The 25,456-nt window shown below is 38.2% G+C and carries 25 protein-coding genes and 1 tRNA gene; 13 read left to right on the forward strand and 13 right to left on the reverse strand.

The annotated features are described in order from the left end of the window. The coding region (locus QVB70_RS17635; RefSeq protein ID WP_287589058.1) for a DUF6677 family protein at positions 1 to 271 on the forward strand (271 nt) is incomplete at its 5' end. Positions 272 to 318: 47 nt separating this feature from the next. On the opposite strand, the gene QVB70_RS17640 is transcribed toward QVB70_RS17635, so the two are convergent. From QVB70_RS17640 to QVB70_RS17650, 3 genes are all read right to left on the reverse strand, one after another. Next, on the reverse strand, positions 319 to 1,203 hold the full coding sequence (locus QVB70_RS17640) for a carbon-nitrogen hydrolase family protein (protein WP_287589060.1): 885 nt from the start codon (positions 1,201 to 1,203) through the stop codon (positions 319 to 321). 78 nt (positions 1,204 to 1,281) lie between these two features. Further along, positions 1,282 to 2,166 (reverse strand): CoB--CoM heterodisulfide reductase subunit B, encoded by an 885-nt coding sequence (gene hdrB, locus QVB70_RS17645; RefSeq protein ID WP_287589063.1) that lies wholly within the window; start codon positions 2,164 to 2,166, stop codon positions 1,282 to 1,284. Next, positions 2,163 to 2,660, reverse strand: a complete 498-nt coding sequence (locus QVB70_RS17650; RefSeq protein ID WP_287589064.1) for a 4Fe-4S dicluster domain-containing protein — start codon at positions 2,658 to 2,660, stop codon at positions 2,163 to 2,165. Before QVB70_RS17650 ends, hdrB begins: the two co-directional genes overlap by 4 nt. 282 nt (positions 2,661 to 2,942) lie before the next feature. Between QVB70_RS17650 and pgk the strand changes: the two genes are divergently transcribed. Beyond that, a complete protein-coding gene (pgk, locus tag QVB70_RS17655; RefSeq protein ID WP_287589067.1) occupies positions 2,943 to 4,181 on the forward strand; it encodes a phosphoglycerate kinase in 1,239 nt (412 codons plus the stop codon). Positions 4,182 to 4,233: 52 nt separating this feature from the next. Here pgk and QVB70_RS17660 read toward each other — a convergent pair whose 3' ends face one another. From QVB70_RS17660 to acs, 4 genes are all read right to left on the reverse strand, one after another. Then, on the reverse strand, positions 4,234 to 5,568 hold the full coding sequence (locus tag QVB70_RS17660; RefSeq protein ID WP_287589069.1) for an FAD-dependent oxidoreductase: 1,335 nt from the start codon (positions 5,566 to 5,568) through the stop codon (positions 4,234 to 4,236). 106 nt (positions 5,569 to 5,674) lie between these two features. Next, positions 5,675 to 6,091: a glycine cleavage system protein GcvH gene (gcvH, locus tag QVB70_RS17665; RefSeq protein ID WP_287589071.1), complete on the reverse strand. Its 417-nt coding sequence runs from the start codon at positions 6,089 to 6,091 to the stop codon at positions 5,675 to 5,677. 105 nt (positions 6,092 to 6,196) lie between these two features. Continuing rightward, complete coding sequence (locus QVB70_RS17670; protein WP_287589074.1) at positions 6,197 to 7,270, reverse strand: phosphotransacetylase family protein; 1,074 nt, start codon at positions 7,268 to 7,270, stop codon at positions 6,197 to 6,199. Positions 7,271 to 7,395: 125 nt separating this feature from the next. Then, positions 7,396 to 9,510 (reverse strand): acetate--CoA ligase alpha subunit, encoded by a 2,115-nt coding sequence (gene acs, locus QVB70_RS17675; RefSeq protein WP_287589075.1) that lies wholly within the window; start codon positions 9,508 to 9,510, stop codon positions 7,396 to 7,398. Between the two features lie 218 nt (positions 9,511 to 9,728). Here acs and QVB70_RS17680 point away from each other — a divergent pair, with 218 nt between their 5' ends. The 9 genes from QVB70_RS17680 (at position 9,729) to QVB70_RS17720 (ending at position 17,762) form a co-directional block, all read left to right on the forward strand. After that, a complete protein-coding gene (locus QVB70_RS17680) occupies positions 9,729 to 10,229 on the forward strand; it encodes a 50S ribosomal protein L11 (RefSeq protein ID WP_287589077.1) in 501 nt (166 codons plus the stop codon). A 151-nt stretch (positions 10,230 to 10,380) separates the two neighbouring features. Next, on the forward strand, positions 10,381 to 11,019 hold the full coding sequence (locus tag QVB70_RS17685) for a 50S ribosomal protein L1 (RefSeq protein ID WP_287589078.1): 639 nt from the start codon (positions 10,381 to 10,383) through the stop codon (positions 11,017 to 11,019). A gap of 12 nt (positions 11,020 to 11,031) precedes the next feature. Beyond that, complete coding sequence (locus QVB70_RS17690) at positions 11,032 to 12,039, forward strand: 50S ribosomal protein L10 (RefSeq protein ID WP_287589080.1); 1,008 nt, start codon at positions 11,032 to 11,034, stop codon at positions 12,037 to 12,039. 37 nt (positions 12,040 to 12,076) lie between these two features. After that, on the forward strand, positions 12,077 to 12,370 hold the full coding sequence (gene rpl12p, locus QVB70_RS17695) for a 50S ribosomal protein P1 (RefSeq protein ID WP_287589081.1): 294 nt from the start codon (positions 12,077 to 12,079) through the stop codon (positions 12,368 to 12,370). 151 nt (positions 12,371 to 12,521) lie between these two features. Beyond that, positions 12,522 to 15,479, forward strand: coding sequence for a leucine--tRNA ligase (gene leuS, locus QVB70_RS17700; RefSeq protein ID WP_287589082.1), 2,958 nt, complete (start codon positions 12,522 to 12,524; stop codon positions 15,477 to 15,479). A gap of 75 nt (positions 15,480 to 15,554) precedes the next feature. Beyond that, positions 15,555 to 16,250, forward strand: a complete 696-nt coding sequence (locus QVB70_RS17705) for a DUF434 domain-containing protein (protein ID WP_287589083.1) — start codon at positions 15,555 to 15,557, stop codon at positions 16,248 to 16,250. A 149-nt stretch (positions 16,251 to 16,399) separates the two neighbouring features. Continuing rightward, positions 16,400 to 16,900, forward strand: coding sequence for a nitroreductase family protein (locus tag QVB70_RS17710; RefSeq protein ID WP_287589085.1), 501 nt, complete (start codon positions 16,400 to 16,402; stop codon positions 16,898 to 16,900). Positions 16,901 to 17,308: 408 nt separating this feature from the next. Then, positions 17,309 to 17,491 carry a rubredoxin-like domain-containing protein gene (locus tag QVB70_RS17715; RefSeq protein ID WP_287589087.1) on the forward strand — a complete coding sequence of 61 codons (183 nt, stop codon included), beginning with the start codon at positions 17,309 to 17,311 and terminating at the stop codon, positions 17,489 to 17,491. A 162-nt stretch (positions 17,492 to 17,653) separates the two neighbouring features. After that, a tRNA-Arg gene (locus QVB70_RS17720) sits at positions 17,654 to 17,762 on the forward strand. Positions 17,763 to 17,892: 130 nt separating this feature from the next. Here QVB70_RS17720 and QVB70_RS18615 read toward each other — a convergent pair. From QVB70_RS18615 to thiL, 3 genes are all read right to left on the reverse strand, one after another. Beyond that, on the reverse strand, positions 17,893 to 18,057 hold the full coding sequence (locus QVB70_RS18615) for a leucine-rich repeat domain-containing protein (protein WP_369335143.1): 165 nt from the start codon (positions 18,055 to 18,057) through the stop codon (positions 17,893 to 17,895). 84 nt (positions 18,058 to 18,141) lie between these two features. Then, positions 18,142 to 18,603, reverse strand: a complete 462-nt coding sequence (locus QVB70_RS17725; protein WP_287589089.1) for a flavodoxin family protein — start codon at positions 18,601 to 18,603, stop codon at positions 18,142 to 18,144. A 74-nt stretch (positions 18,604 to 18,677) separates the two neighbouring features. Further along, on the reverse strand, positions 18,678 to 19,655 hold the full coding sequence (gene thiL / locus QVB70_RS17730) for a thiamine-phosphate kinase (protein WP_287589091.1): 978 nt from the start codon (positions 19,653 to 19,655) through the stop codon (positions 18,678 to 18,680). A 134-nt stretch (positions 19,656 to 19,789) separates the two neighbouring features. Here thiL and QVB70_RS17735 point away from each other — a divergent pair, with 134 nt between their 5' ends. After that, positions 19,790 to 20,704, forward strand: a complete 915-nt coding sequence (locus QVB70_RS17735; RefSeq protein WP_287589093.1) for a presenilin family intramembrane aspartyl protease — start codon at positions 19,790 to 19,792, stop codon at positions 20,702 to 20,704. Here QVB70_RS17735 and QVB70_RS17740 read toward each other — a convergent pair. Further along, the gene (locus QVB70_RS17740; protein WP_287589096.1) at positions 20,697 to 21,953 is read right to left on the reverse strand and encodes a glycosyltransferase family 4 protein; all 1,257 of its coding nucleotides are present in this window, start codon (positions 21,951 to 21,953) and stop codon (positions 20,697 to 20,699) included. The genes QVB70_RS17735 and QVB70_RS17740 overlap by 8 nt on opposite strands. Before the next feature lie 130 nt (positions 21,954 to 22,083). Between QVB70_RS17740 and QVB70_RS17745 the strand changes: the two genes are divergently transcribed. After that, the gene (locus QVB70_RS17745; RefSeq protein ID WP_287589099.1) at positions 22,084 to 23,490 is read left to right on the forward strand and encodes a nucleotide sugar dehydrogenase; all 1,407 of its coding nucleotides are present in this window, start codon (positions 22,084 to 22,086) and stop codon (positions 23,488 to 23,490) included. 17 nt (positions 23,491 to 23,507) lie between these two features. On the opposite strand, the gene QVB70_RS17750 is transcribed toward QVB70_RS17745, so the two are convergent. Both QVB70_RS17750 and QVB70_RS17755 read right to left on the reverse strand, forming a co-directional pair. After that, positions 23,508 to 24,620: a glycosyltransferase family 4 protein gene (locus tag QVB70_RS17750; RefSeq protein ID WP_287589101.1), complete on the reverse strand. Its 1,113-nt coding sequence runs from the start codon at positions 24,618 to 24,620 to the stop codon at positions 23,508 to 23,510. A gap of 30 nt (positions 24,621 to 24,650) precedes the next feature. Beyond that, on the reverse strand, positions 24,651 to 25,456 hold an 806-nt coding region (locus QVB70_RS17755), incomplete at its 5' end, for a transposase (RefSeq protein WP_287589103.1).

Consider the following 25,456-nt stretch of genomic DNA (forward strand, 5'->3'; position numbering starts at 1 on the left):
ACTTATGACAGTTCGTAAAAACGAAGCTATAAGCGTTATTTTAACCCTCCTACTTCCAGGCTTAGGGCATTTATACGTAAATAAAATAAAGCGTGGTCTTGTCTTCATCGTTATAAGCATTATAATGTGGGTCATTGGAGCGACATTAATTCTAATTCCCATAACACTCGTCTGGTACTTATATGGGATATACGATTGCTACCAATTGACCAAGAAACACAACGAAGCACTTTTCAGTCTACGACGACCCCCACAAGAAGATGAATTCTAAGCCAGCTACGCTCCTATCGTTTTTTTTATCCAAAAAAATCCTTCTTTTCATGTCATGTCCCATTCTTTAATGAACTGGTTTAGGTGTTCTTCCCCATAGAATTTGTTAATGTAGTCCGTTGCCGTTTTCCTCGCCTTTTTAAGTTCTTGATCTGTTTGTATAGTCCATATTGGAGTTCTGTGAGTTCTCTGATCCCTTAGCCAGTCAATATCTATGGTTTTATATACCACACCCTCATGGTTACCAATATGTGTTAAATCCATTATTATGTCGCCTATTTGAGGTCCGGCAATATAGGTCCCTGGTTTGGTTTTACCGGCTTCACCACCAACGACGACATAATTACAGTTTTCCCTGGCCCTGATTCGTGCGAAAAGATCAGTTTCCAAGAAGTAGGGGATTGGCATACGGCTGGGCACATAAACAATTTCTGCTCCCATCTCTCCTAAAATTTTCATAAAATCGGGTAACCATAACTCTATGCATTGACCAAGACCAATTTTACACATACCAGTATCATATACTTCAGGTTTATCTCCAAGTTTGAATTTATAGCCTTGAGATCTAACTACAGCAGGTTCCCATGAGCAATAAGGGTGCATTTTATTATAAATGGTTGCAATACCGCCGTCAGGCTTTATTAGAATAACAGAGTTATGTATTGTCTTTTCTTCTTTGTCTATATAGCGATTCAAGTTAATGCCGAGCCATACACCGTGCTCATTTGCAAAACTCGATACATTGTCGAGCACTTCGCAACTATCCAAATCACAGATGTAACTAAATCCTACAAAGTATTCTGGGAAAAAGATATAGTCACATTCAACTTTTATAGCATCTTTACACATGTCTAGTTGTTTTTTTAGCCTATCCATCGGTTTCATTTCATGTGGTAATGAAGGCTGTAGAGCAGCAATTTTAATTTTACCCATTAGAAATAACCTCGCTTTTTCTCAATTAAATTCTTTTATCCGTCAACCAATAACGTGTTTTATGATGCAATGTCATCTTTATGAACTAAAAAGGCGTTCAAGGAGTTTTTTAGTTTTAATTCGGTGCGTATCAAGCCCTAATTCTTTTGGTTCGAGTCCCATAGCAAGCCCAAGAAGTTCCATGTAGTAAATCACTGGTATATTGTATTCTTCTTTCAGCTGTTTCTGAATCTGAAATTGTCCGACATCAAATTGGATGAAACAGAAAGGACATACTGTTACAATACAATCTGCGCCAACTCTTTTCATCTCTATAAGTTTTTGTCTTGTCATTTGCAATGCAGAATCCATGTCTATGCTACGAATTCCTGTGCCACAACACTCCATTTTCTTCAAGTATGGAATGCTTGTCGCGCCTAAAGCTTCAACTAACACATCAAGTGATTGAGGTCTTTCTGGGTCGTCAAACGCCAAGATGGCACTCGGTCTAATAAGATGACAACCATAATGAACTGCAACCTTCAGATTTTGAAGAGGCTGTTTTACCATATCCTTAATTTTCTCGGGCCCAATCTCTTCAAAGAGGATTTCTACAATATGACGGACTTTTATGTCCCCTTTAAATTCTTTATTTATTTGAGAGAGGATAGCGTTTACTTCTTCTTTTAAGGTAGGATCATGCTTCAGTTCATGATTAGTTGTTTTTAGCGTTTCGAAACAACCATTACAGAGAGTTAGCATGTCGTAGCCCATTTCTTCTGCAATGGCGATATTTCTTGCACCTAAAGAAAACCATGTCGTTTGGTCAAGCGATTGAATCCCGATAGGATCAGGGCAGCATCCCGCCCCGTTCAAAGGCAGTAAGTCTATGTTAAAGGCTGGTAGAACTTTCCTAACTGAGGCCTCAAAGTTCTGTAGACGTAAGGGGATCATGCAACCAAGAAAAAAGCCATAACTTGTCATTGCGTCTCCTCCTGCTCTGCCTTTTGCTCTTTAAGAGTTGATCCATTAAATTCAAGTTTCTTGTCAATACCGGTTAGTTCCATTATTTTTTGAATTTCGTCAACGTTAACCGCTGGGAATTCTGGTAGTCCCAGTTTCTTTCGTCGTCTTTCTATGGGGGACGAATATGCAACTGTTGTGCCTGTCGTATAAATTTGCATGGCTTCTTCTTTAAGCCCTATTGGAAATTTTCCGTTTGAAGTCGCGACATTCTTTAACTGAAACAACACCTCTGCAGGGTAGACTAATTCTGGACAACGTTCGACACAGGCATGGCAGGCGGTACACAGCCAGATTACATCATCTGCGACCATTTTATCTGTATTTCCAAGAAGCATGTAAGCGATTATTTTGCGAGGATTAAATCTACCGGTAATTTTGGCAGAGGGGCATGCACCGGTACAGGTGCCGCATTGGTAGCAGCGCTTAATCAGTACTTCGAAATTTTCTGGCATTGCTTATCTCTCCCTTACTGCAATTAATTTTCAAATTATTGACCGAAAGCTTACGTGATAATTCTTCAAATATCAGGAATCGAGAGTTTAAGTAAGCATAGTAAACGATAATGAAGTTACAAGTAACGAAGGTTAATAAATATCTTATCCTTATAACAACGCTCAAAGAAAGGGAACTTCAGATTAAGACATCCTCAGAACGAAATGTACTTTAATATTTTTATATTCTACAAGATTTATTGAGATCATATTATACATTCTCTTAACGACAGAGGGATACATATGGAAGTAATCAAATCAATAGATGATATTGAAGTGAAAGGGAAAAGGGTTTTAGTTAGAGTTGACTTCAACTCCCCTATTGATCCAATGACAGGAAAAATTCAGGACGATACTCGAATCAGACGTCACGCAAAAACTATTCAGAATTTAGTCGAACGTGGTGCAAAAGTTATTGTAATGGCGCATCAAGGTAGACCTGGAGACGCAGACTTTACAAGCCTTGAGCAACACGCTGAAGTACTTGGTAAAGTACTAGGGCGCCCTGTTCAATTTGTAAATAGTATTTTTGACGAAGCGGCAAGAGATAAAATTAGCGAATTAAATGACGGGGATATCCTCGTCCTTGAGAACACTCGTTTTTATTCAGAAGAGGTTATTGAACGACCTGTTGAGGAACAAGCAAAGACCGAAATGGTACAAAAGTTAGCACCCTTACTTGATGCCTACGTTAATGATGCTTTCTCAGCTGCACACAGGTCACAACCTTCGCTTGTAGGTTTCATTCCAGTCTTGCCATCGGCGATTGGATATGTTATGAAAGACGAGTTAGACGCGCTGATGAAAGTCGCAGGTAGTTCTGCACAAAAACCTTGTGTTTACGTGCTAGGTGGAGCAAAACCAGAAGATACACTAAAAGTGATTGAGTATGTATTAGAGCAAAATATTGCAGATTCAGTTTTAGCATCTGGTATAATGGGAAATCTTTTCTTGTTAGCAAAAGGTTTTGATATTGGCGATTCATACAGGGATTTCCTCTCAGAGAAAGGATACCTAAAGGTCATGGAAAAAGCAAAAGACGTGCTAAACAGATTTGAGAGCAGAATCGTGCTGCCAGAGGATCTCGCTATAGGGGAAAATGGAACACGTGTGGAAGTTTCTCTGAATGAACTGCCATTATCCGCTTTACCCTGTGATATTGGTAAAAAGACTATTGAAAAATTCTCACAAGTCATAAACAACGCGAAAACAATTGTTTGCAACGGCAGTCCCGGGCAATATGAAAAGGAAACTTTTGCTGTTGGGACAAAAGAAGTATTTTCTGCCATCGCTGAAAGCACCAACAAAGGGGCATTTTCGGTTGCAGGAGGTGGTCACACAATTGCTGGTTTGAACAAGTATAACTTACTAAACAAGATTTCCTTTGTCTCAACTTCAGGAAAAGCAATGTTGTTGCTTCTTATGGGTGAATATAAAAAATTAGTTGTCCTCGAGGCTTTCAAAGCTTATGGTCAGTCCTGACCGACTTTTTCTTTTTGTGACAAGAAAAAGAAAAAATAAATTATGATCTATCTCATAACTTTTTAGCAGCTAGTTCTGCGGCCAAGCATACAGTTTCCAAAGTATCCGCAATTGGGGGTGCATAGCACGTATCAACTTTTGCAAGCTCATTTACTGTCATATTACTCTGGATAGCAGTGGCAACCATATTAACTCTATGCCCAACGTCCTCGCGAGCTACAATTTGTGCACCTATGACTCTGCTATCATCTTTTCTAGCAAGTATCTTTACTTTTACTTTAGAGCCTCCAGGGAAATAATGTGGTTTTGTATGACCTGTCATCTTTCCAATGACTGTTTCAATGTTAGCTCTATCAGCAGCCCATTTTGTCAAGCCGGTGGCCCCGATTTCCAAACCATGAATCTTGGTCACAGATGACATGAGTACGCCAGGAAAGATGTCTCGTTGTCCAGCTGCGTTTCGACCAGCCACAAGCCCTTGACGAGTGGCCGTCGTTCCTAATTGAGAAAGTATGTATTCGCCCGTGATCAAGTGTTTACATTCCACACAATCGCCAATCGCGTATATATCGGGAATGCTCGTTTCCATGTGTTTATTTACTTGTATACCTTTTCCAACGCTTATACCAGCTGCTTTTGCTAACTTGACGTCTGCGCGTACGCCAGTTGCATTGATTGCAAAATCTGTATCTATTGTTTCTTCACCTATAACACATGCGTTAATTTCTTCATCGCCCAGTATTTCATCAACCCCACAACCGGTTATAATTTCAATTCCTAGGTCAGTCAACTCTTTGTGTACATCTTTGGCCATATCTTTGTCCAGTACAAGAGGTAAAATATAAGGTAGCATTTCAACTATCGTGACTTCAAGTCCTCGTTCTCGCAAAGCAACAGCTATTTCAAGACCGATAAGCCCCGCCCCAATTATAACAACACTTTTTGAGGTTTTAGCCCTTTCTTCGATTTCTATGCCATCTTCGATAGTTCTAAGAGGTAAAACCCCTTCTGTATCAATCCCAGGGATTGGAGGACAAAATACATCTGCACCAGTGGCTAAAATTAGCGAGTCATACTCAATTGTTGATTCAGTTCCATTTTTGTCTATCGCCATAATGTATTTGCCTTTAGGCTCTATCTGTGTAACAGTAGTTTCAAGAAATGTATCGATTTTTGACATTTTGAAATAACTTTCACTATAGACAGTTAAATCATTGTAGCTTGGGATTTCTTTGCCGATGACGAAAGGCAATCCGCAACGTGAGTACCCGATGTCTTTATGCATATCAATTAGCGTTATCTCCGCCTTTCGATCGGTTTTTCTTGCAAAGGATGCAGCGCTGCTTCCAGCTGCACCGCCACCCACTATAACTATCTTTCGTGTCATTTTATTCACCTGATTAAAGCTATAAACTTATCTTAAATCTATTTGGAAGTTATGGTATCTAAATGAAAAATAGAAGAAAAATAGAAGAATGAAAAAGTCAAAGAAATTATTCTTCTTTTGCTACCTCTTCATAGAACTCTACAGCGTCATCAAAACTCATGAGACCCGCAAGTTCAGCATCAAGATCTGAAGGCTCAACAACGATCATCCATCCCTCATCATAAGGGGACTCATTTACTAACTCTGGTGAGTCTTCCAACTCGCTATTGACTTCGGTGATGGTTCCACTGATTGGAGAAATCAAGTCAGAAACAGTTTTAACTGATTCAACTTCGCCGAAACTGTCACCTTGGCTTACATCGTCGCCTGAATCAAGAAGATCTACAACAACGATTTCTTTAAGTTGTTTTTGCGCATGATCTGAGATACCTATCTTAACTTTCCCGTCCTCTATTTTAAGCCATGAATGTTCCTTGTTATAATAGAGACCTTCACGCACTTCAACTTCATTAATTATTACCATAATTACACCTCTATAATTTGACACTTCTGTTATTGTTGTATTGAAAAAACGTTTTATTTTTACTCCTTTAAAATCTTAACTCTCAATCTGAAAAAATGCAGAATTTTATTCTTCTTTCAAAATTTGTAAAATCGTTTGCCAGTCCACGTGTTTTTCAATTAATTCCTTCATAATTGTGATCGTGCTGAGTTTTGGCCTTATCTTCCCTACAATCCCTTCAATTTTTCTTACAGTACTGAATGTATCATATGGTACCAGAATGACCGGCACACCTCTTTCATCAGCCTTAACTAATACATGGGTGCTAGGATGCAAATTCCCTGTTAGTATGAGCACGGAAGTATCGGTTGTGAGTGCTGCGAGAGCAGTATCTGGTCGATCTCCTCCTAGAATAACAGCTTTGCGGATTGATCTTCTAAACCAACGTAAAGATGCCTCAGGACTCATTGCACCTACAAGGAAGTCTTCAACTATCAATTCATCCATTTTATCTTCCCCAACGAGTACTTCACCTTCACCTAGCACATTATAGATGTCTGAGACGGTTGGTGCAACGATACGGGTTTCAGCAGGAATTAATCCAAAGATTGGGATATTAAATTGTTCCAAGATTGGATATGTTATCCCTTTAATGCGCTCTAGGACGTATGGTTCAATATAGTTGAAAATAATTCCAGAAAGAATTGTGTCAGTACCTGCCCTTTGTTCAATGAAGTATTTATCTCTAAGGATAGTATCAACCGCGCGATCATCCTTTCCTGTAACGATAAGGATCATTTTTGAATCAAATTCTTTTGCAAGCTGAGCCCCATCAAGATCCAGACTAGCGTAATCATTTAAGCAACATGAACTCTCAATAATCAATATGTCATGTGCAGCAGACAACGTTTCGAAAGCGGTTTGAATTTTCTGATGTAACTCCTCTCTTTTACTTCTCTCTTCTAAATATCGAGTTGGTCGAAGCAAAACTGGACTAATTACATCAAGAGGATAGTCCATTCCTAAAATCACTTTCGCTAAGTGTGCGTCTTCATCATGGATATCATCGTGTATGCCTGGTTTTCCTATGGGTTTAAAATAACCAACGTTAAATCCTTGTTCCTTTAGTAAGATTGCTAAAGCCATACTGACCGCCGTCTTACCAGAATACCCTGCTGGAGAGGTAATAAACAATTTCATTCATTATGTCCTCCTAGTGCAAAGACATTTTCTGCTAGATATTTGTGTAGTTTATTTGAATTTTTATCTGTTTTTCATCATTAATCATCGTCATTTTTGCAAAGATTTGAATGGTAAATTCTCAATTAATCTCGCCAACGACAACTTATTTTGACATCAAGTGCACTTGCACCTTCACCTTCATTATAAGCAAATAAAGGATTAATATCCATTTCCAAAATTTCTGGAAACTCAGTTACTAGTTGAGAAACTCTAAGAATCATATCTATTATGGAATTAATGTCTGCAGGAGGTTCACCTCTTACCCCTCTCAATAACGTCCCTGCAGCTTTGGTTTCATAAATCATCTCTTTGACATCTTTGAGTGACATTGGGGCTAATCGAAATGTAACATCTTTTAAGACTTCGACAAAGATACCACCAAGCCCAAACATCACCATTGGTCCAAAAGTGAGGTCACGTGACATACCAATAATTAACTCTCGTCCTTTTGGGTTCATCTTTTGGACTTCAACACCATAAATCTTAGCATGGGGCATATATCTAACACTATTTTCAATTATTTGATTGTAGGCGTCAGTTATTTCTTTTTGTGAACGTAGCCCTAAGCGTACTGCGCCAATGTCTGTTTTGTGGATAATTTGTGGACTTGCAATTTTTAGAACTACGCTTCCACCACCACTAATTCGGTTTGCAATTTCGACTGCATCAAAAGCTGATCGTGCTAACTCGGTCGGAGGTGTCAATATTCCATATGCGTTAGCTACAGCTATTGCTTCATAGCCTAATAATGTTTTCCTTCCATCTTCTCTGACATTACGGAAAATTTCTCCAACTTTAGATCGATTTATGTCTGAGAATGGTTCTGGTAGCTCTCGCGCTTCTTCTTTCAGGTATGCAGAGTATTTAGCCAATTGAGCCATTACAGCGACAGCACGTTCAGGAAAAGGATAATTCGCAATACCGGACTCTCTAAGTTTATTATCACCTTTTTGGGCGTCAATACCACCTATAAAACTCGTTACAATTGGTTTATTTGACTGTTGCTTAATATTTGCAATAACTTCAGCAGTAGTTTCAATGTCTGTCATTGCTTGAACCGTTAAAAGAACAATTACGACATCCACGTTCTCATCTTTTGCTGTAAGTTCCAAAGCGAATTTGAATCGATCGGATTTTGCATCTCCAAGAATATCTATTGGGTTATGTTTACCAGCTTCTTCGGGTAATCCCGTTCGTAGTTCTTTAAATGTTTCTTGTGAAAAGGCTGCGAGTTTAAGGCCATATTTATCAGCGGCATCAGTAGCTATGATACCTGGCCCACCTGCATTCGTAATAATTGCTACTCTGTTACCTTTTGGTAGTGGGGTCTTTGAAAACGCCTCAGCAAGATCAAAGAGCTCTTGCATTTCCGTTGCACGAATAACTCCAAGTTGCTTAAACGCGGTTTCATATGCCTGATCTAATCCAGATAAGGTTCCAGTATGTGATGATACTGCTCTGGCACCAGCTTCTGAGACTCCTGACTTAATTATTACGACTGGCTTTTTTCTAGTTGCTTTGTTAACATTCTTCAGGAAATTTTCACCATTTTTTATACCTTCAACGTAACAAAGGATTACCTTTGTTTCAATATCGTCGGCTAGTGCCGTAATAAAATCAGTCTCATCTAAACCTGCTTTATTTCCTAAACTAATAAATCTGCTAAATCCAATATTTTCTTCTAAGCTCCAATCGAGAATGCCTGTGCATAATGCACCACTTTGAGAAATGAAGCCAACCGATCCACGGAGAGGCATTTTAGATGCAAATGAGGCGTTAATTGGCGTGAAAGTGCTGATCATTCCGAGACAATTCGGACCAAGCAAATCAATATTATACTGTTTACATAGTCTAATCAATTCACGCTCTAAGTGTGCTCCTTCGATTCCAATTTCTTTGAAACCGGCAGATACTATAATAATACTTTTCAGGTTTTTTTCTGCACAATCTTTAATAATTTGAATAACAAATTTTGCGGGGATGGCTATAACCGCTAAATCCAAATCATCATCAATTTCCAGTACACTTGAATAGCACTTATATCCCAATACTTCTTCAGCTTTTGGATTAACAGGATATATCTTGCCACGATATCCACTGTCAATTATGTTCGAAAGTATGGAGTATCCTACCTTCGCAGGGTTTCTTGATGCTCCAATGACAGCAACTGACTGTGGATTAAAGAAGTATTCAAGCATTATGGAAGTTCACGACTCCTAGTATTGGATGCTCCTACCCTTTAGGTTGGGGTAGTTGACCTAAATTGATGTTTTGTGATATCATGATGAGGTTTTCGCTTTTAAGTGATTTTAGTGCTGTAGATTTAAAAATTTTGGACTTAATTACCATTAAAGATAACTTTTTTAAAATGTTACACTTTGATCCTCTATGGTTTCATTGAATTAAGGTGTTATGTATGTCAGGAAAAGAAGCTGTTATTCAGTCATTAGTCGATGGAGGAAAAGCAACGGCGGGCCCTCCTCTAGGCCCTGCACTGGGTCCTACGGGCGTGAATGTCTTTCAAATTATTCAAGCAATTAATGAGAAAACTAAGGCTTATATGGGTCTTAAAGTTCCAGTAACTATCACGATTAACACAGATGACAAATCCTTCGAAATAGAAGTCGGAACTCCTCCTGTTTCTGCACTTATCTTGAAAGAATTAGGGATTGAAAAGGGGTCAGGAACTGCAGGAACTGAAGAATCTGAAGCCATAGGTAATCTTACTTTATCTCAGATAATAGAAATAGCCAAGTTAAAACGTGATAAACTTCTGGCAAATTCACTTAAAGCCGCAGTCAAAGAAATTCTCGGTACGGCCATTACAACAGGCGCAACTGTGGAGGACAAGCATCCAAGAGAAATCCAAAAAGAAATAGATGAGGGTCAATGGAACGAACTTCTTGTAGAAGATTAAGCAAATTAGAACACGTGTAGTTTAACTAAGATAAGATTTAAAAGATGTAGAAAATACCTTCAATTTTGTCAATTACCTATGTAGTATGTATTACACTGCATAAGTTTTCATGTAACTTTTCTTCATTATTATGTTAAATGGGGCAATAATCATGTCCAATATCACTGAGGCTGTAGCAGAGGCAAAAAAACTAGCTAAAGATCGAAAATTTACCGAAACAGTAGAGTTAGCCATTAATCTTAAAAATATTGACTTAAAAAAGCCAGAAAACCGGATAAAACTCGAAATCCCTCTTCCGCATTCACCCTCAAAGAAGGTTAAAATAGCGGTAATAGCAGAAGGTGATTTAGCTTTACGTTCAAAAGAAATTGCAGACTTAGTTATAAATAAAGACGATTTAGAGCGATATGCAACTGATAAAAAGGCTGCAAAAGATTTAGGCAAAACATATGATTTCTTTATAGCCCAAGCGGATCTTATGCCTACAGTTGGTAAAATTTTGGGACCTGTACTGGGTGTTAGTGGAAAGATGCCACAAGTTGTGCCACCAACTGGAGCAGATCTAGAACCAATAATTGGACGTTTACAGAACGTTTGTAAAATGAGATTGCGTCAAAACCCAGTTTTCTTTGCAAAAATTGGCACAAAAGATATGACTAACGAAGATATAAGCGAAAATATTGAAAGCGTATTAAAGGCAGTCGAAGAAAAACTTGAGAAAGGACGTGACAACATCAGATCTATTTACGTAAAAACAACAATGGGCCCCCCAGTAAAGATAGAGATTTAAGGAGCGTAAGAAATGGCGACTACTTCACCACCTAAAAAAATTCCAACTGTCAAATTAAACACGGTTGAACAACTTACAAATCTAATTAAATCTTCAGATGTGCTTGGAATCGCTAAGGCTGAGGGAATTGGGGCAAAACAAATCCAACGGTTACGTAAACTCTTAGAGGGTGATGCTACACTAAAAGTCACAAAAAATACCCTTATGCGCATTGCATTAAGAAACTGTAAAGATGAAAAGGCCGACATTGCTAAACTTGAAGAATATTTGATTGGCTCAAATATTTTTATTTTCGCTAAGATGGATCCATTTAAACTTACACGAATTCTCGATCAAAACAAGATGAGAACCCTGGCTAAACCTGGACATACTGCGCCTGAGAATATCGTCGTTCCTGCTGGAAATACGGGGTTCCCCCCAGGTCCACTTATTACCGAATTCGGGAATATTGGCCTTCCAACAAAGATTGATGCGGGTAATATTGCTATTACGAAGGACACTACAGTCGCTAAAAAGGGTGACATTATTAGTAGGCAATTAGCTTTAGTGTTATCACGTCTAGGCATTGAACCTATGCTAGTAGGTCTTGCTGTAGAGATTGCATATGAAGATGGTGCTCTAATACACAAAGAACAATTACAAATTGATGTAGAAGAAATCCGCCGTCAATTTATCGAAGCGGTCTCACAAGCACTTAATTTAGCCACAAATATTGCTTATCCTACACCTGAAACAGTTCAAATATTGATACAGAAGGCATTTATGAACAGTATGCGTTTAGCCGAAACGGCTTCATTTATAACGCCTGAAACTCTGCCTGCAGTATTGATGAAAGCAAATAGGCAAATGTTAGTCCTTGCTTCTGAGATCGGTAGTGTTGCCCCTTCTGTAGTACCCCAAGAACTTATACAAACTCCTCCCGAAACTCCTCCTCCAGAAGAAAAGAAACCTGAGGTTGAGAAAAAGAAACCATCTGAACCAGAGGAGGAAGAAGGAGGCTTAGGAGATTTATTTGGATAGTATTTCTATTAAAATAAAGAGATAAGGAGGTTTGAGTATGGAATACGTGTACGGTGCGATGTTGCTTCATTCTGCAAAGCAAAAAATTACTGAAGCTGCTCTGACTAAACTACTTACAGCTGCTGGACTTAAGCCCGAAGCTGCTCGTGCAAAAGCATTAGTAGCTGCATTAGACGAAGTGAACATTGATGAAGCTCTGAAAACTGCTGCTGCTGTACCAGTTGCAACTGCTGCTCCTGCTGCAGCGCCTGTTGAGAAGAAAGAAGCAAAAGAAGAGAAAAAAGAAGAAGAGAAAGAAGAGGACACAGGACTCGGTGCGCTATTTGGATAAACTCTTGCGCACTTATCTATTCTCTTCACGTTAAAGCTGATATAACTATAAGTTTTTCATAAAATCTTTTTAAATTACTTCTTTTAATTATGCTTTAACTACATATCAGCAGCCCATGCCAAATTTAAGGCTTGTCGGATGTGACACAAGAATGGTAAATTTTAAGGAACTTGAACAGAAATGGCAGAAAAAATGGCAGGATGACAAGATTTTTGAAGCCAATCCAGATCAGAATCGCGAAAAATTCTTTTTAACAGTGGCATATCCCTATCCGAATTCTCCACAGCACGTTGGACATGCAAGAACGTATACTCTTACCGACAGTTATGCTCGATTTAAACGTATGCAAGGACTCAATGTCCTCTATCCTCAAGGGTTTCACTATACAGGCACTCCAATTTTAGCAATGGCAAATCGAATTGCAGAAAATGATCGTGAACTTATTGAGACTTTTGAAGAAATTTACAAGGTGCCCAGCGAGGTTATATCCACATTTAAGAATGACCCTTTAGCGGTTGCTAATTACTTTCACAATGAGATTCGTGAAGGCATGAAAAAAATCGGATTTAGTATCGATTGGAGGCGTGAGTTCACAACTATCGATCCGCCATATATGAAGTTCATCGAATGGCAGTTTCACACACTTCACAAAGGAGGTTACGTAACTAAAGGAAGTCACCCTGTAGGTTGGTGTCCTTTAGACCAAAATGCCGTTGGGCAGCATGATACTTTGGGTGATAAGGAACCCGAAATGGAAGAAATTACAGCATTAAAATTCATTTTTAATGGCTGGTATATGCCTACGGCAACATATAGGCCGGAAACGGTCTTTGGTGTCACAAACGTGTTTGTTAATCCAGATGCTGATTATGTGATTGCTCAGGTTGATGGTGCTCAACTTAATGGCGAAAAGTGGTTTATTTCTAAGGAATTTGCTGAAAAGTTAGTGCATCAAGTTGAGAAAGTTGAAATTTTGCAGACAAAAAAGGGATATGACATTATTGGAAAAACTGTGCAGAATCCTATGACCGGAAAAGAAGGGCTGCTCATATTACCAGGCGCTTTTGTGGATCCAGATGTTGGAACAGGATGCGTCATGAGTGTGCCGGCACATGCCCCCTATGACTATATTGCTATTGAAGATCTAAAAAAGAGTCTCCCAGAATTAGAAAAATATGGAATCAATCCAGAAAAAATCGAGGAGTTAGCCCCTATCTCATTAATCTCTATTGAGGGTTATTCAGATTATCCAGCTAAAGATGCGGTTGAAAAACTTGGCGTTACAGATCAAAACGATCCAAAATGCAAAGATGCTACGGATGAAATTTATGGTGCGGAGTTTCGAAGCGGTGTTCTCAAAAAGATAACCGGAAAATATCAAGGATTGCCGGTCTCTGAAGCAAAGGATAGAGTAAGGGAGGATATGATTGAGCAAGGTACTGCGTATCCAGTCTATGAAATTGTTAATGCCCCAATTCATTGCCGTTGCGGAACTGAAGTTGTAGTGAAGGTTGTTCGTGATCAATGGTTTATCAATTACGGAGACCCGACTTGGAAAAAACTAGCTTATGAATGTTTAGATAATATGAGTATTATTCCCAAAGAATTAATGGGCGAGTACCGAGATGTCGTCAACTGGTTGACTGCAAAGGCCTGCGCCCGTAAATCTGGCTTAGGTACTCCCCTTCCCTGGGATCCCGATTGGATTATTGAAAGTCTCTCTGATTCAACTATCTATATGGCCTATTATATACTTGCTAAGTATATCACCCAGTATAGTCTCACTGGTGATAATTTTAACGACACTGTGTTTGATTATGTTTTTCTAGGTCAAAGTAATGCAAAAGATGTATCAAAGTCATGTGGACTTGACCCAGCACTTCTTGAATCAATGAGGAATGAATTTAATTATTGGTACCCACTCGATTCAAGGCACTCAGGTCGCGACCTCATCTGGAATCATCTCACTTTCATGATTTTTAATCATACAGCAATTTTTCCACGTGAAAATTGGCCACAGCAGATTGTAGTCAATGGTTCAGTGTTAATGGAGGAAGAAGTTGATGGAAAGGTCCTAATTCGCAAAATGTCAAAGTCATTGCGTAACATCATTCCTATCCATGACGCTATAAAAACTTACGGCGCAGATGCAATTAGGCTTTCTGTTTTAAGTTCAGCGGAGATATTATCTGATGCCGTTTTTAGCGAGAGAATGGCAAAATCGATAGGAAATCGACTTGAACGCCTTTATAGTTTTGCTCAAGAAGTCGCAAGCAAACATGTTAGGGACACACCTCAACTTCAAGATATTGACAGATGGATGATAAGTCAACTTCAACATAGAATTACAAGAGCTACTGCAGCAATGAATTTATGTCGTGTGCGGGATGCTATTCAAAACGCGTATTTCTTGCTTGATCAAGATGTTTCATGGTACCTAAAACGAGTGGATCCTGAAAAAGATAATCCAGAACGAAATGAAACAATCACTGCCGTACTTCACGAAGTCCTTGATGTATGGATACGACTTTTAAGCCCCTTTGCGCCATTTATTTGTGAAGAAATATGGCAAGTATTAGGAAGAGAAGGATATTGTTCTTTATCATCATGGCCGAAAAAAGAAGATGCAAAGGTAATGTTTGATGCAGTAGCTATGGAAGATCTCCTTAGAAAAACAATAGATGACACACAAGAGATCTTGAAAGTCACGAATATTTTGCCAAAACGTATAGTTTACTATGTTGCACCCAAATGGGCTTCTATACTCTATATAGAACTCCTTACTATGCTTAAAGACGGCAAGTCAAGTCAAAGTGGGATCATGAAGGCAATATTTCAGAATTCTGAAATCAAGAAACACGGAAAGCTGGCTTCAAAGCTTGTACAGAAACTCCTCCCCACCGCAAAGACTCTGTCTCCAGAAGTGATTGCACAAAAACTTGCGGCATCCTTTGATGAACTCACAACTCTAAAAGCGGCAACTCCTTTTATAGAAAATACTTTCAATACTACAGTAGAACTCTATGAGGCCGATGACCCAGAACGCTATGACCCAATGAAAAAAGCCAATAGTGCGATACCAGGAAGAGCAGCGATTTTCATTGAATGAAATTCTTTGTTGTATCAATTTTTCTTTTCAATTTATAACTTAACAATTCTCTTTTTTTATTAGTCAGACTTCACAATGAGCTTAAGCACGAGTTTTGAGAAGGTTATTGAATTGTTAGATGAACGCATGAAAGATGCTTCGATAGACCTTCGCTTTTTGTTAAATCGCCGTTATGATAAAGCAAGAGCCATAAAATTCGTAGGAAACAAATATCAACTCGACAAATCTGAACGACATATACTTTATCGAGCCCTATATTCGAATGATGAGATCACTGCAATCAAAAAGAAACTTGTGCCCTTTGAGCAAATTTCAGGAAAACTTCTTGCGGTTGATGGGTATAATGTGCTCATTACTGTTGAAAGTATTTTGTATAAAAAAACGATCATAGAATGTGATGATGGCATCCTACGTGATGTCTCAGGCGTTTTTGGAAGCCATGTGATAACGTCTGTGACAAAAAAGTCCATAGACCTTATTCTTTCACAAATCGCAAAATATCCTCCTGAATCACTACAATTCTTTTTTGATTCTCAAGTTAGTAAAAGTGGCGAACTGTCAAATAGTATACGAGAAAAAATGAATGAATTACAGTTAAATGGAGATGCCGAGACAGTCAAGCAAGTAGACACGACCCTAAAAAAACTAAATTGTGATATTGTTGCTACAAGTGACACTATTATAATCGCTCAAGCATCAGCAGTGGTGGATATCCCCCAACGAATTCTTAAAAATTTAAACTTTCCTATCTCATTCCTAATGTTATCTTAGGCACATAAAATCCATGACTTCACAGTTTTCTTTTCGTTCATCTTGAAGAATCAAGTAGTTTAAGATTTACGGTCATAATTTGATGCAGGATTCGAAAGATCTTTATAACATGAAAAAGGAATACTTAAGAATTTAAAGGAGGGAAGAATGTGGAAGCTATTCTTTCGCGAAGAAGTATACGAAAATTTACCAAAGAACCTGTATCTGATGAAATTGTTAAAGAATTGTTGAAAGCGGCTATGAGCGCGCCATCAGCGGTCAATCAGCAACCGTGGCATTTCATTGTGATTAGAGAACGTCAGATTTTAGATGAAATCCCCAAAATTCAGCCTTACTCACAAATGCTAAGAGATGCTCCTGTTGCGGTGGTGGTTTGTGGCGATTTAAACTTGGAAAAAGCAAAAGGGTTCTGGGTTCAAGACTGTTCAGCGGCCACGCAGAACATTTTGATCGCAGTTCAAGCTAAAGGATTGGGAGCCGTATGGTTGGGCTTTTATCCAAGAGAAGATCGAATAAAGGCTCTTCAAAAATTATTAGACATTCCAGAACATGTCATACCTTTTTCAGTAATTCCTATCGGTTATTCTGCAGAGCAAAAACCTCCAGCAAGTCGATATAATGAGTCAAGAATTCACTACGACCGCTGGTAATTGCGTTATCAATGCAAGGAAGTAAAAAATTTGGAAAAAATTGAACTTGAACCTAAGGCTTTTCTGTTTCCCAAGCCTATCGTCTTAGTAGGGGGCCGATGTAGAGGATAAACCAAACTACATGCCCGTTGGATACTTTGACATCGTTAACATGAAACCATTTATCATTTCAGTAGCTATGGACAAGTCACACTACACAAACATTGGAATTAGGGAAAATGGTATGCTTACGAAAAACGGTATGACCCTCTAGCACGAAGACCATAACTCAATTGTGAAACACGAAAAGAAATCTTAGTTACCTATGAATTGATTAACAGTTTTTGCGGTCCTCTTATGGTATCTGATCTTGCCCTATTCGTAAAATTATAAAGCAAGTTCGTTCGATTTCCCAAAAAGGTGAACTATATGCCGTTTTGGAAATGTGAAAATTGTGGATATACTTTTCAGGCGGGTATGCCCCCAGAAGATTCAATATGTCCCAGTTGTAAAGAAAAATGTACATTCAAGAACGTCACGTGTTATTTAGAGGAGTGTGGAATGCTTCCCGAGCATCCAGAGAGCGAGCACATAGATCCTCGATTAGTATAGCAACTTTTCTTTCATTTTTTCTAGGAATTTTGATCCTCCAATATTCAAATTTATCGATACAAGAGGCAACATTTTTCAAGACAACTTCAATAACCATAAAGAGTTATTAACAGAGGCTAAAGATTTAAAATGTAAAAATTCTATTACCACTACATCTTACAAGGGCCCGTGGCCTAGCCAGGATAGGGCGCAGGCCTTCTAAGCCTGATTGCGGCCCTCAAATTGATTGCTGCAGAGGAGACCGCGAGTTCAAATCTCGCCGGGCCCGCCACTTTTTTATTGTTTGGATTTTTCTTGACAGTATCTTACAAGTTTCTGTGCGCCTTGAGATAACAATTTATTCTCCTCTTCTGCTAGAGGATTCTCTCTAAGAAGTATCATTTGCAATTTTTTTAAGTTCTCTAAACCCTTGATTTCTTGTATCTATGATTGTCGGAAAGAAATAATATTTGCAGATTGACTAGATGCTCTAGACTTTTGATTTCTTTAATCTGGTTATCACCAAGCCTTAATGTTTTGATATTTGTAAGATCCTCTAAGCATTTGCTCTCGGCAATATCAGTGATTCTTTTATTAAAAAGAAAAGTTTATCGTCTCTTATATAAGATTTCTTCCTTTTAACTGTCATAAAATCGTTTGGCATCCAGCGATCAACCTTTAATTTGTGTAGCAATCTGCTTTCCAAGTTCTTTCGTTTTAGGAAACTCCTCCTCTAGGATTGGTCCCTTCATCTCCTCAACTTTTATTGATAAGCCAGGTGTCATCAGTTTTGACCCAGGAATTTTTTCGTTTATTTTTTCCTCCATTTTTTTCACTGCTTTCTCGAAGTCTTCTTTTATATAAGTATCAAAAACCGCAATTACTTTGCCTTTCAGGTCGAGTTTTCCAAGTTTGTCAATAAACTTCTTAGCAGTCCTGGTCGGTCCACCAAAATGATTAGGACAACCCATTAGAATCGCGTCATATTGCTCTATTGTCTTTAAGTCGACTTTTTTCATATTACTAACTGTAACCTCTATTCCCTCAACTTCTTTCATACCTTCTGCAATTTTTTCCGCGACAATTTTGGTATTACCATACTTTGTATCAAAGGCAACTAGTACCTTCGTCAAACTATTCACCTCTTAAGTTTGGATACGGAGTGAGTAGGTATCCGCCTGTCTTTAATTAGTTGGTATTTTAATGTTTAATGTTTTGTGAAATGTTCATAACCTCTTGGGTAAATCTCCCTCGTTTTTTCACCTTCAGTATAAAATAAGCCTTCTGCCTTTACTACCCTACCAATAGGTATAAGCTGTCCCTTCACGGCATTTAAAGCTGCAGAAGCATGAACTATTTTTTCCGGTGGTATTGTAACAATTAGTTCAAATTCTTCGCCGCCGTAAAAACATAGGTCGAATGGATCAAGATGATTGAGTCTTGCAAACTCCTCCACTGATAAGTCAATAGGTAATTCATTGATTTCTATCCCAATATTGCTTGCCTTTGCTATTTCGTGAAGAGACCAGGCTAATCCATCACTGGAATCTATGCTTGCTGTGGGTACTCGTGATTTTGCTAAAGCGCACCCTTCATCTAGGCGTGCTCGTGGATAGAAGACGGCTTCAATAAATTCATTTCTTAAATATTCAGGGCATTCAAGATTATCAAGCAGGATTTTAAAGCCGGCAGCTGTCTTTCCAAACATGCCTGTCACACAGACTAGATCTCCTTCTTGAGCTCCCGCCCGTGAAATTAATTCGTCTTTATTAGTAATTCCTAGTGCTATTCCTGCAATAACCAGATCATCGGCTTCATTTGTATCGCCTCCGAGATAAGGTATTCTATACAAAGAACATGCTTCTTTGAAACCGTGAAGCAATTCCTCAATATCATTTTTGCTATAATCAGAAGGAAAACCTAAAGCGGATAAAAATCCGACTGGTGTTGCACCTTTTGCAGCTAGATCGCTAACATTCATAACAATGACTTTTTGCCCAATTTGTCTTACTGCCATTCCTTGAGGGGCGTCTGTTTTTCGTACGAACATGTCTGTGTTTATGACTAACACTATTTCTCCGATTTCAATGGCGACAGCGTCATCATTAAATGGAAGCAAAGAACTCAAAGAATCGCCTATAATCTCGTAAATTAAAGAAATGATCTTTCGCTCACTTAAAGTCACCTAAAGTCACCTAATGTCTCTTGATCAACCTATTAATAATTTGATTTGATATTACACTTCTAATACAATCATGAACAAAAACTCTATAATACATTACGAAAACTGGCATTTAATGAAGAAATGTGGAACGAAAAATGGTTGAAAATGAACAAACTGATGATTCAGTTGAAAGACGAATCGTCCTTAAAGCTATTGGTAAAATTATACTTCCTACAATACTCTCCATTTCACTTGCGGTATTTCTCGCGTATATTTCTATTTTAGGACAAACTAAAGTTGAAATAACTCCATTCTCAGAACAAGAGGGAGGTCTAGGGGCTGCAGGTCTCAACGCACTGGTATATGTAATTGCAGCCCTACTTGGGGCGAGTTTGCTTGTGATTCTGTTAAAACGTGGATACGGTAAGATTTTAAATGCGTTTATGTTCTTTGGAATGACTTTAGGAGGAATTTTGTTAACAGGATACTTTGGATTAGCTGTTTTAGTCATTCTTAACAGCCTGAATTTATTCTTTATTCTCACGATTATTAGTGTACTAATTGGTATAGGCGCTGCATATGCTTTACTTAAGAAAAATATTTCAAATCTTTATTTACAAAACGCCATCATCTTGGGATATGGTGGCGGACTTGGCGCTTTTTTAGGAATCGCAATGCCTACATGGTCAACGATTCTTCTTCTGATCGGTCTTTCAATATATGATATTTTTGCTGTAACACGTGGTCCTATCAAACAAATAATTGAGTATAGTGAAGAAAAAGAGGTTCAAATGCCTGCAATGACCTATTCTAGTAGTGAGGAGATAGAAATTGGTCTTGGAGATCTAGTATTCTATTCGATGTTGACAGCGCACACCTTTTTGAACTTTGGATCATTTCCTCTGGTGATGGTTTCTGGAGGGATTCTTGGGGGTTTAATGATTACCCTGAAACTGTTAGAAAAGAGAAAAATGCTTCCTGGATTGCCTATCTCAATTACATTTGGACTTGTAGCTCTCTTTCTTTCATTATTACTTTCTGGTCAATTTGGATTACTACAGATCATTTAACCAGACTTGAATATAATTGCTTATAGCGTTCGAGCATAAGAGAAAGAGTATATTCTTTTTCAACAATTATTCTGCCTTCTGAACCCATTTGTTGAGCTTGGTGTTCATCACTTAAGATATCTTGTGCCGCGTTCGCAAGTTCTTCAACATTATAAGGTCTTACAAGAAGACCATTTTTTTTATGTCTAACAACTTCGGGAAGTCCACCGACATTCGAAGCAATCACAGGCGTTTTCATAGCTAATGCTTCCAGAGGCACATAAGGGAATGGATCTGGCCAGATTGAAGGAACAACCACCACATCTGCTGCTGAATATGCTTGAGGAACAAGCACCGATGGGATTCGCCCTGCAAATATCACATGCCTTTCAATCTTCAATTTTTTCACAAGCTGTGTTAAAAACGGCTTTTCTTCGCCACCCCCCACAATAACAAGCTTACAGTCAATTTCTTTTAGAATTATAGGCATTGATTTTATCAGAAGTCTAATTCCCTTTTCTTTTATGAGACGACCGATACTAAGGATAATTTTTTGCTTTTCCAGTTTGAAATGTTTGATGAAATCCATAGCATTAAGATCAGGAATAAATTTGTTTAGGTCAATACCATTTGGAATGACTAAGACTTTACTTAACGGAATGTCAATTCTTGCTAATGATTTTTTGAGTGCATGACTTGGTGTAGTAATCGCGCGTATTCGATCGAAAACCTCACGTTTAATCATTAAACTCCTTTTCCAAAGTTTCCAAAGAATTGGAGTAAGAAATGGTTTGCCAATGAGAGGTAAATAGGACGAAAAGCAATTTTTACACGCAGTTTCATCAACAGCGTTGCAAATATGATTATCAAAATAACTCCTCTGAAAGAAGCAAACTGGCCAATAATTGTGAAGAGTAAGCACAGCTGGAATTTTTTTTTGTATAGCAACATAAAGTGGAGCTAAAGACATAAAAGGGATACTTTGTGCATGGAAAATATTCGGAGTTATTTTATTAATAAGTTTGGATGTTTTTTTAATGCTATATGGATCTATAAAAAATTTTGATAATTGTGGATGCAATTTGGGGCGATATCTGTAAATTTTGATGCCTTCATAGTTTTCAAGGGATGGTAATTTTTCAATTTGACGTGTTAATATAGCAATTTGGAAATTATCATGTAAAAAATGTTTAGCTAGTTGATAGATATGTTCCTCTACACCTCCTATCATGTGGGGATAGAAATAATCCGAGGCGTATAGAATTTTCACAAAAATCACCGTAACAGACAACTAAATGCACGTTATTATTAAGAAGTTTTGGACAGGAAAAAATTAAAAAGAGATACGTGTTTCGACCATAAAAGTGCTAACGGAATGAACTACATCTGGAGCTGTAAGATTGAGTTATAATTTACTAGAAATGACTCCTGAGGAAATTAAAACGGGAATTGTTGATGGTAAGATTACTATAGCGATTCTCGGTCAGGGGTATATTGGGTTACCACTCTCATGCTACTTGGCAAGAAAAGGTGCAAGAGTAATCGGAGTTGACATTGACCCAACTGTTGTTGAAAAGATAAATGCGGGATCACCCCATATCTATGAACCTGACTTAAAGGAAACACTACAAGTTGTACTGCAAAAGGGAAATTATCACGCAACTGCTGATGTAAGCGAGGCTGTAAAGCAAAGCGAAGTCATTATGATCACTGTTGGAACGCCTGTTGAAAAAACTGGTATCAATTTTTCTTACGTTGAACGCGCATGTAAGGACGTAGCAGGCAGTATGAAACAAGGATGTATGATCCTCTTAAGATCTACAGTAGCTCCTTTGTCTACAGAGAAAATTGTTCGTGAAATGCTAGAACGCGAATCTGGAATGGTTGCTGGTAAAGATTTTGGTCTTGCTTTTTGTCCAGAGCGAACTGTGGAAGGAAACGCATTCAAGGAACTACCAAGACTTCCAAGAGTTATTGGGGGTATAGATAAGAAAAGTACTGATATAGCTGCTGCAATTTTTGAGGTATTGACAACTAAAATTGTAAAGGTGAGTAGTCCAAGAGTTGCTGAAATGGCAAAAATCTTCGACAATGTTTATCGAGATACCAATATCGCCCTCGCCAACGAGCTTGCAGTTATCTGTGAAAAATTAGGTATTGACGTAATTGAGACAATAAAAGCATGCAATACGGGCTATGATAGAACGAATATGCTCATTCCTGGTGCAGGTGTAGGAGGTTCTTGTTTAAACAAAGATCCGTATATTCTTTCCTATTCTGTACTCGAAAAAGGATTCGAACCATCTCTAATACTTTCTGCTCGTGAGAGAAATATTTCAATGCCCAGACATATAGTGGATCTTGTCAAAACAGCCTTTGATGAGATGAAGAAAGAGCTTAATGGTTCAAAAATAACTGTCTTAGGTTTTGCATTTAAATCGAATACAGATGACACGCGTGAGACGGTTGCAGTCCCAATTATCTCTGCTCTAAAAGAACAAGGTGCAAATGTAGTCGTATTTGATCCTTATGTTTCTCAAGAAAAAATAGAATCTCAGGTAGGTAAAATCAATAAGGCTAACGCAATCATTGAAGCAATAACGAATAGCAATTGTATAGTTGTTCTAGCTGATCATCATGAGTTTAGACAGTTAAATTTGCCAGAAATCAAAAAACATCTTGCAACACCAGCAGCGATAATAGATGGGCGCCATATATTCGATCCAAAAGAAGTTATAAAAGAAGGATTAATTTTTAAGGGAGTAGGACGTCCCGCGTCATTTTTCAAAGAGTTATTTGAACTATGAGTTATTTTTAATACATATTAGAACGACTTAATTACTTCTCTATCGAGAACCTCCATGATAGAGTTCCAATCATATTTCTTTACAACCAATTCTCTGGCCTTCTTGCCAATTCTATTTCTTAAGTTGGCATCTAAAATCAATTTGATGACTTGACTTGAAATTTTGTTCATACCATCGGCTAAAACTATATTTTTTCCATTTTCTACAACAATTCCCTCCGCACCTAGTCTTGTAGAAATGACCGGTTTTCCGATAGCCATATATTCTAAGATTTTCAGACGTGTCCCAGAACCTGAAAGGATTGGTGCGATTGCAACATCTGCTGCCGCAATATATTCTGCCACATCTTTGACATAGCCTGTATAAAGAACAGATTTGTGTTTGAGATGAACAGGAGGATTCATCCCAACAATGAGAAATTTGCAATTTGGTATTTGTTGTAAAACATTTGGTATAATCTTGTGGAATAATAATTCAAGCGCTTCTAAATTTGGTTTGTAATCTAATTTGCCCATAAAAAGTACCACAGGGTCAGATTCCACATTATATTTTCTTCTTATTGAGGACGCGTCAATATTTGGGTGCAATTTCTTAGTATCTGCCCCATTAGGGATGATATGTACTTTGTCAACTGGTATGCCTAAATTGCCTAACGCTCTTTTGTCAAGTAAAGAGACTGTTAGAATGCTATCTGAAAAATTAGCTAATCCTTTTTCTAATATGAATGAGAATATCACACGTTTGAAGTTTTTCATGCGGATGGCTCTTACAAACTCCACATTATGCTCATCAAGAACCAATTTTCTACTATAAACCTTTTTTAGGATTAAAGCAGGTAATAAAGACCATAAATGTGCTGAAATGATAACATCTATCTTGTGCTTCTTAGTAATTTGATGACCGATTTTAAGAAGATAGTACATGTTAAAAAGTGTCTTAAGATAACGTTTTGGTTTAAAGTTTATTATGTGTAAGTTATTAAAGCGAACTTGATCTTTATCGTTTCTTGGAGCAATTAGGAAAACTTTATTGCCCAATAAAGCAAGATTTTTAGCCATTTCAAAGATTCTAACACTAACTCCTGATTTAGGAACTGCTTCAAAATAACTTATAATCAATATTGAATTCATTAGTTTCATCAGTGAGTTTTCGCTATTGCTTTAAGTGAATTGCTCCGACCTAAGTTCGGAACTTCTGTCCTCACCGACTGTTCTGTCAACACGGGTGCATACACTTAGTCGGCTCATCGACAGTTCGGGGTGATTCACTGCACCCCCCGTTCCCTTCAGGAACACTTGAGGTAAGTGTTTATGCTTTTTTTGACGTTTTGATTGAGTAAGATATTGTAAGCCATCCTGGAGAATGTTAAAAGCGGCATTAACATCCCTATCGGCAGCAAAACCGCATTTCAAGCAAACGAAGTCCCGATCATTGATATGGACTTGACGCGAGCCGCATTGAGAACAGCGATGGGTGGTCCACCATTCATTCATCAACACTGGTATGCCATCCTGCTGGAAGATCGCCTGGGCGAGTGTTGCCGCCAATTCTTTGAACGGCCATTGGTTGGTGCGCTTACGATTTTTACGATGTCCTGAACCTTTATAGTGGGAATACCGAATTTTTTCGGGATGTCCAATAATCACCAACGCTCTCGCAAAATATTGACTGATTTCATGAGCCAATTTGTGCCTAAAGTCCTTCGCGAAATTATTTCGTTTGTAGTACAATTTCTTAAGAACGACAAATTTTCCAACACGTTTAAGTTTACCGATACGGTTGTTGAGACGCCGCATCGAAATGAAGAAATCTTTAAAATCTTCTTTAGGGAAAATATGAACTTTCGTTGTACCAGATAAATTGGAAGTGACTGCTACTGCTAACCGCTTCAAACCGAGATCTATCCCCGCTATAGACTTCACACTAGGCCTAAGGTTTTTTTCAATGACCACATTCAGTTCATAGC

Source organism: Candidatus Borrarchaeum sp. (genome assembly GCF_019058535.1).
In the GTDB taxonomy this organism is placed as follows: Archaea; Asgardarchaeota; Sifarchaeia; order Borrarchaeales; family Borrarchaeaceae; genus Borrarchaeum; species Borrarchaeum weybense.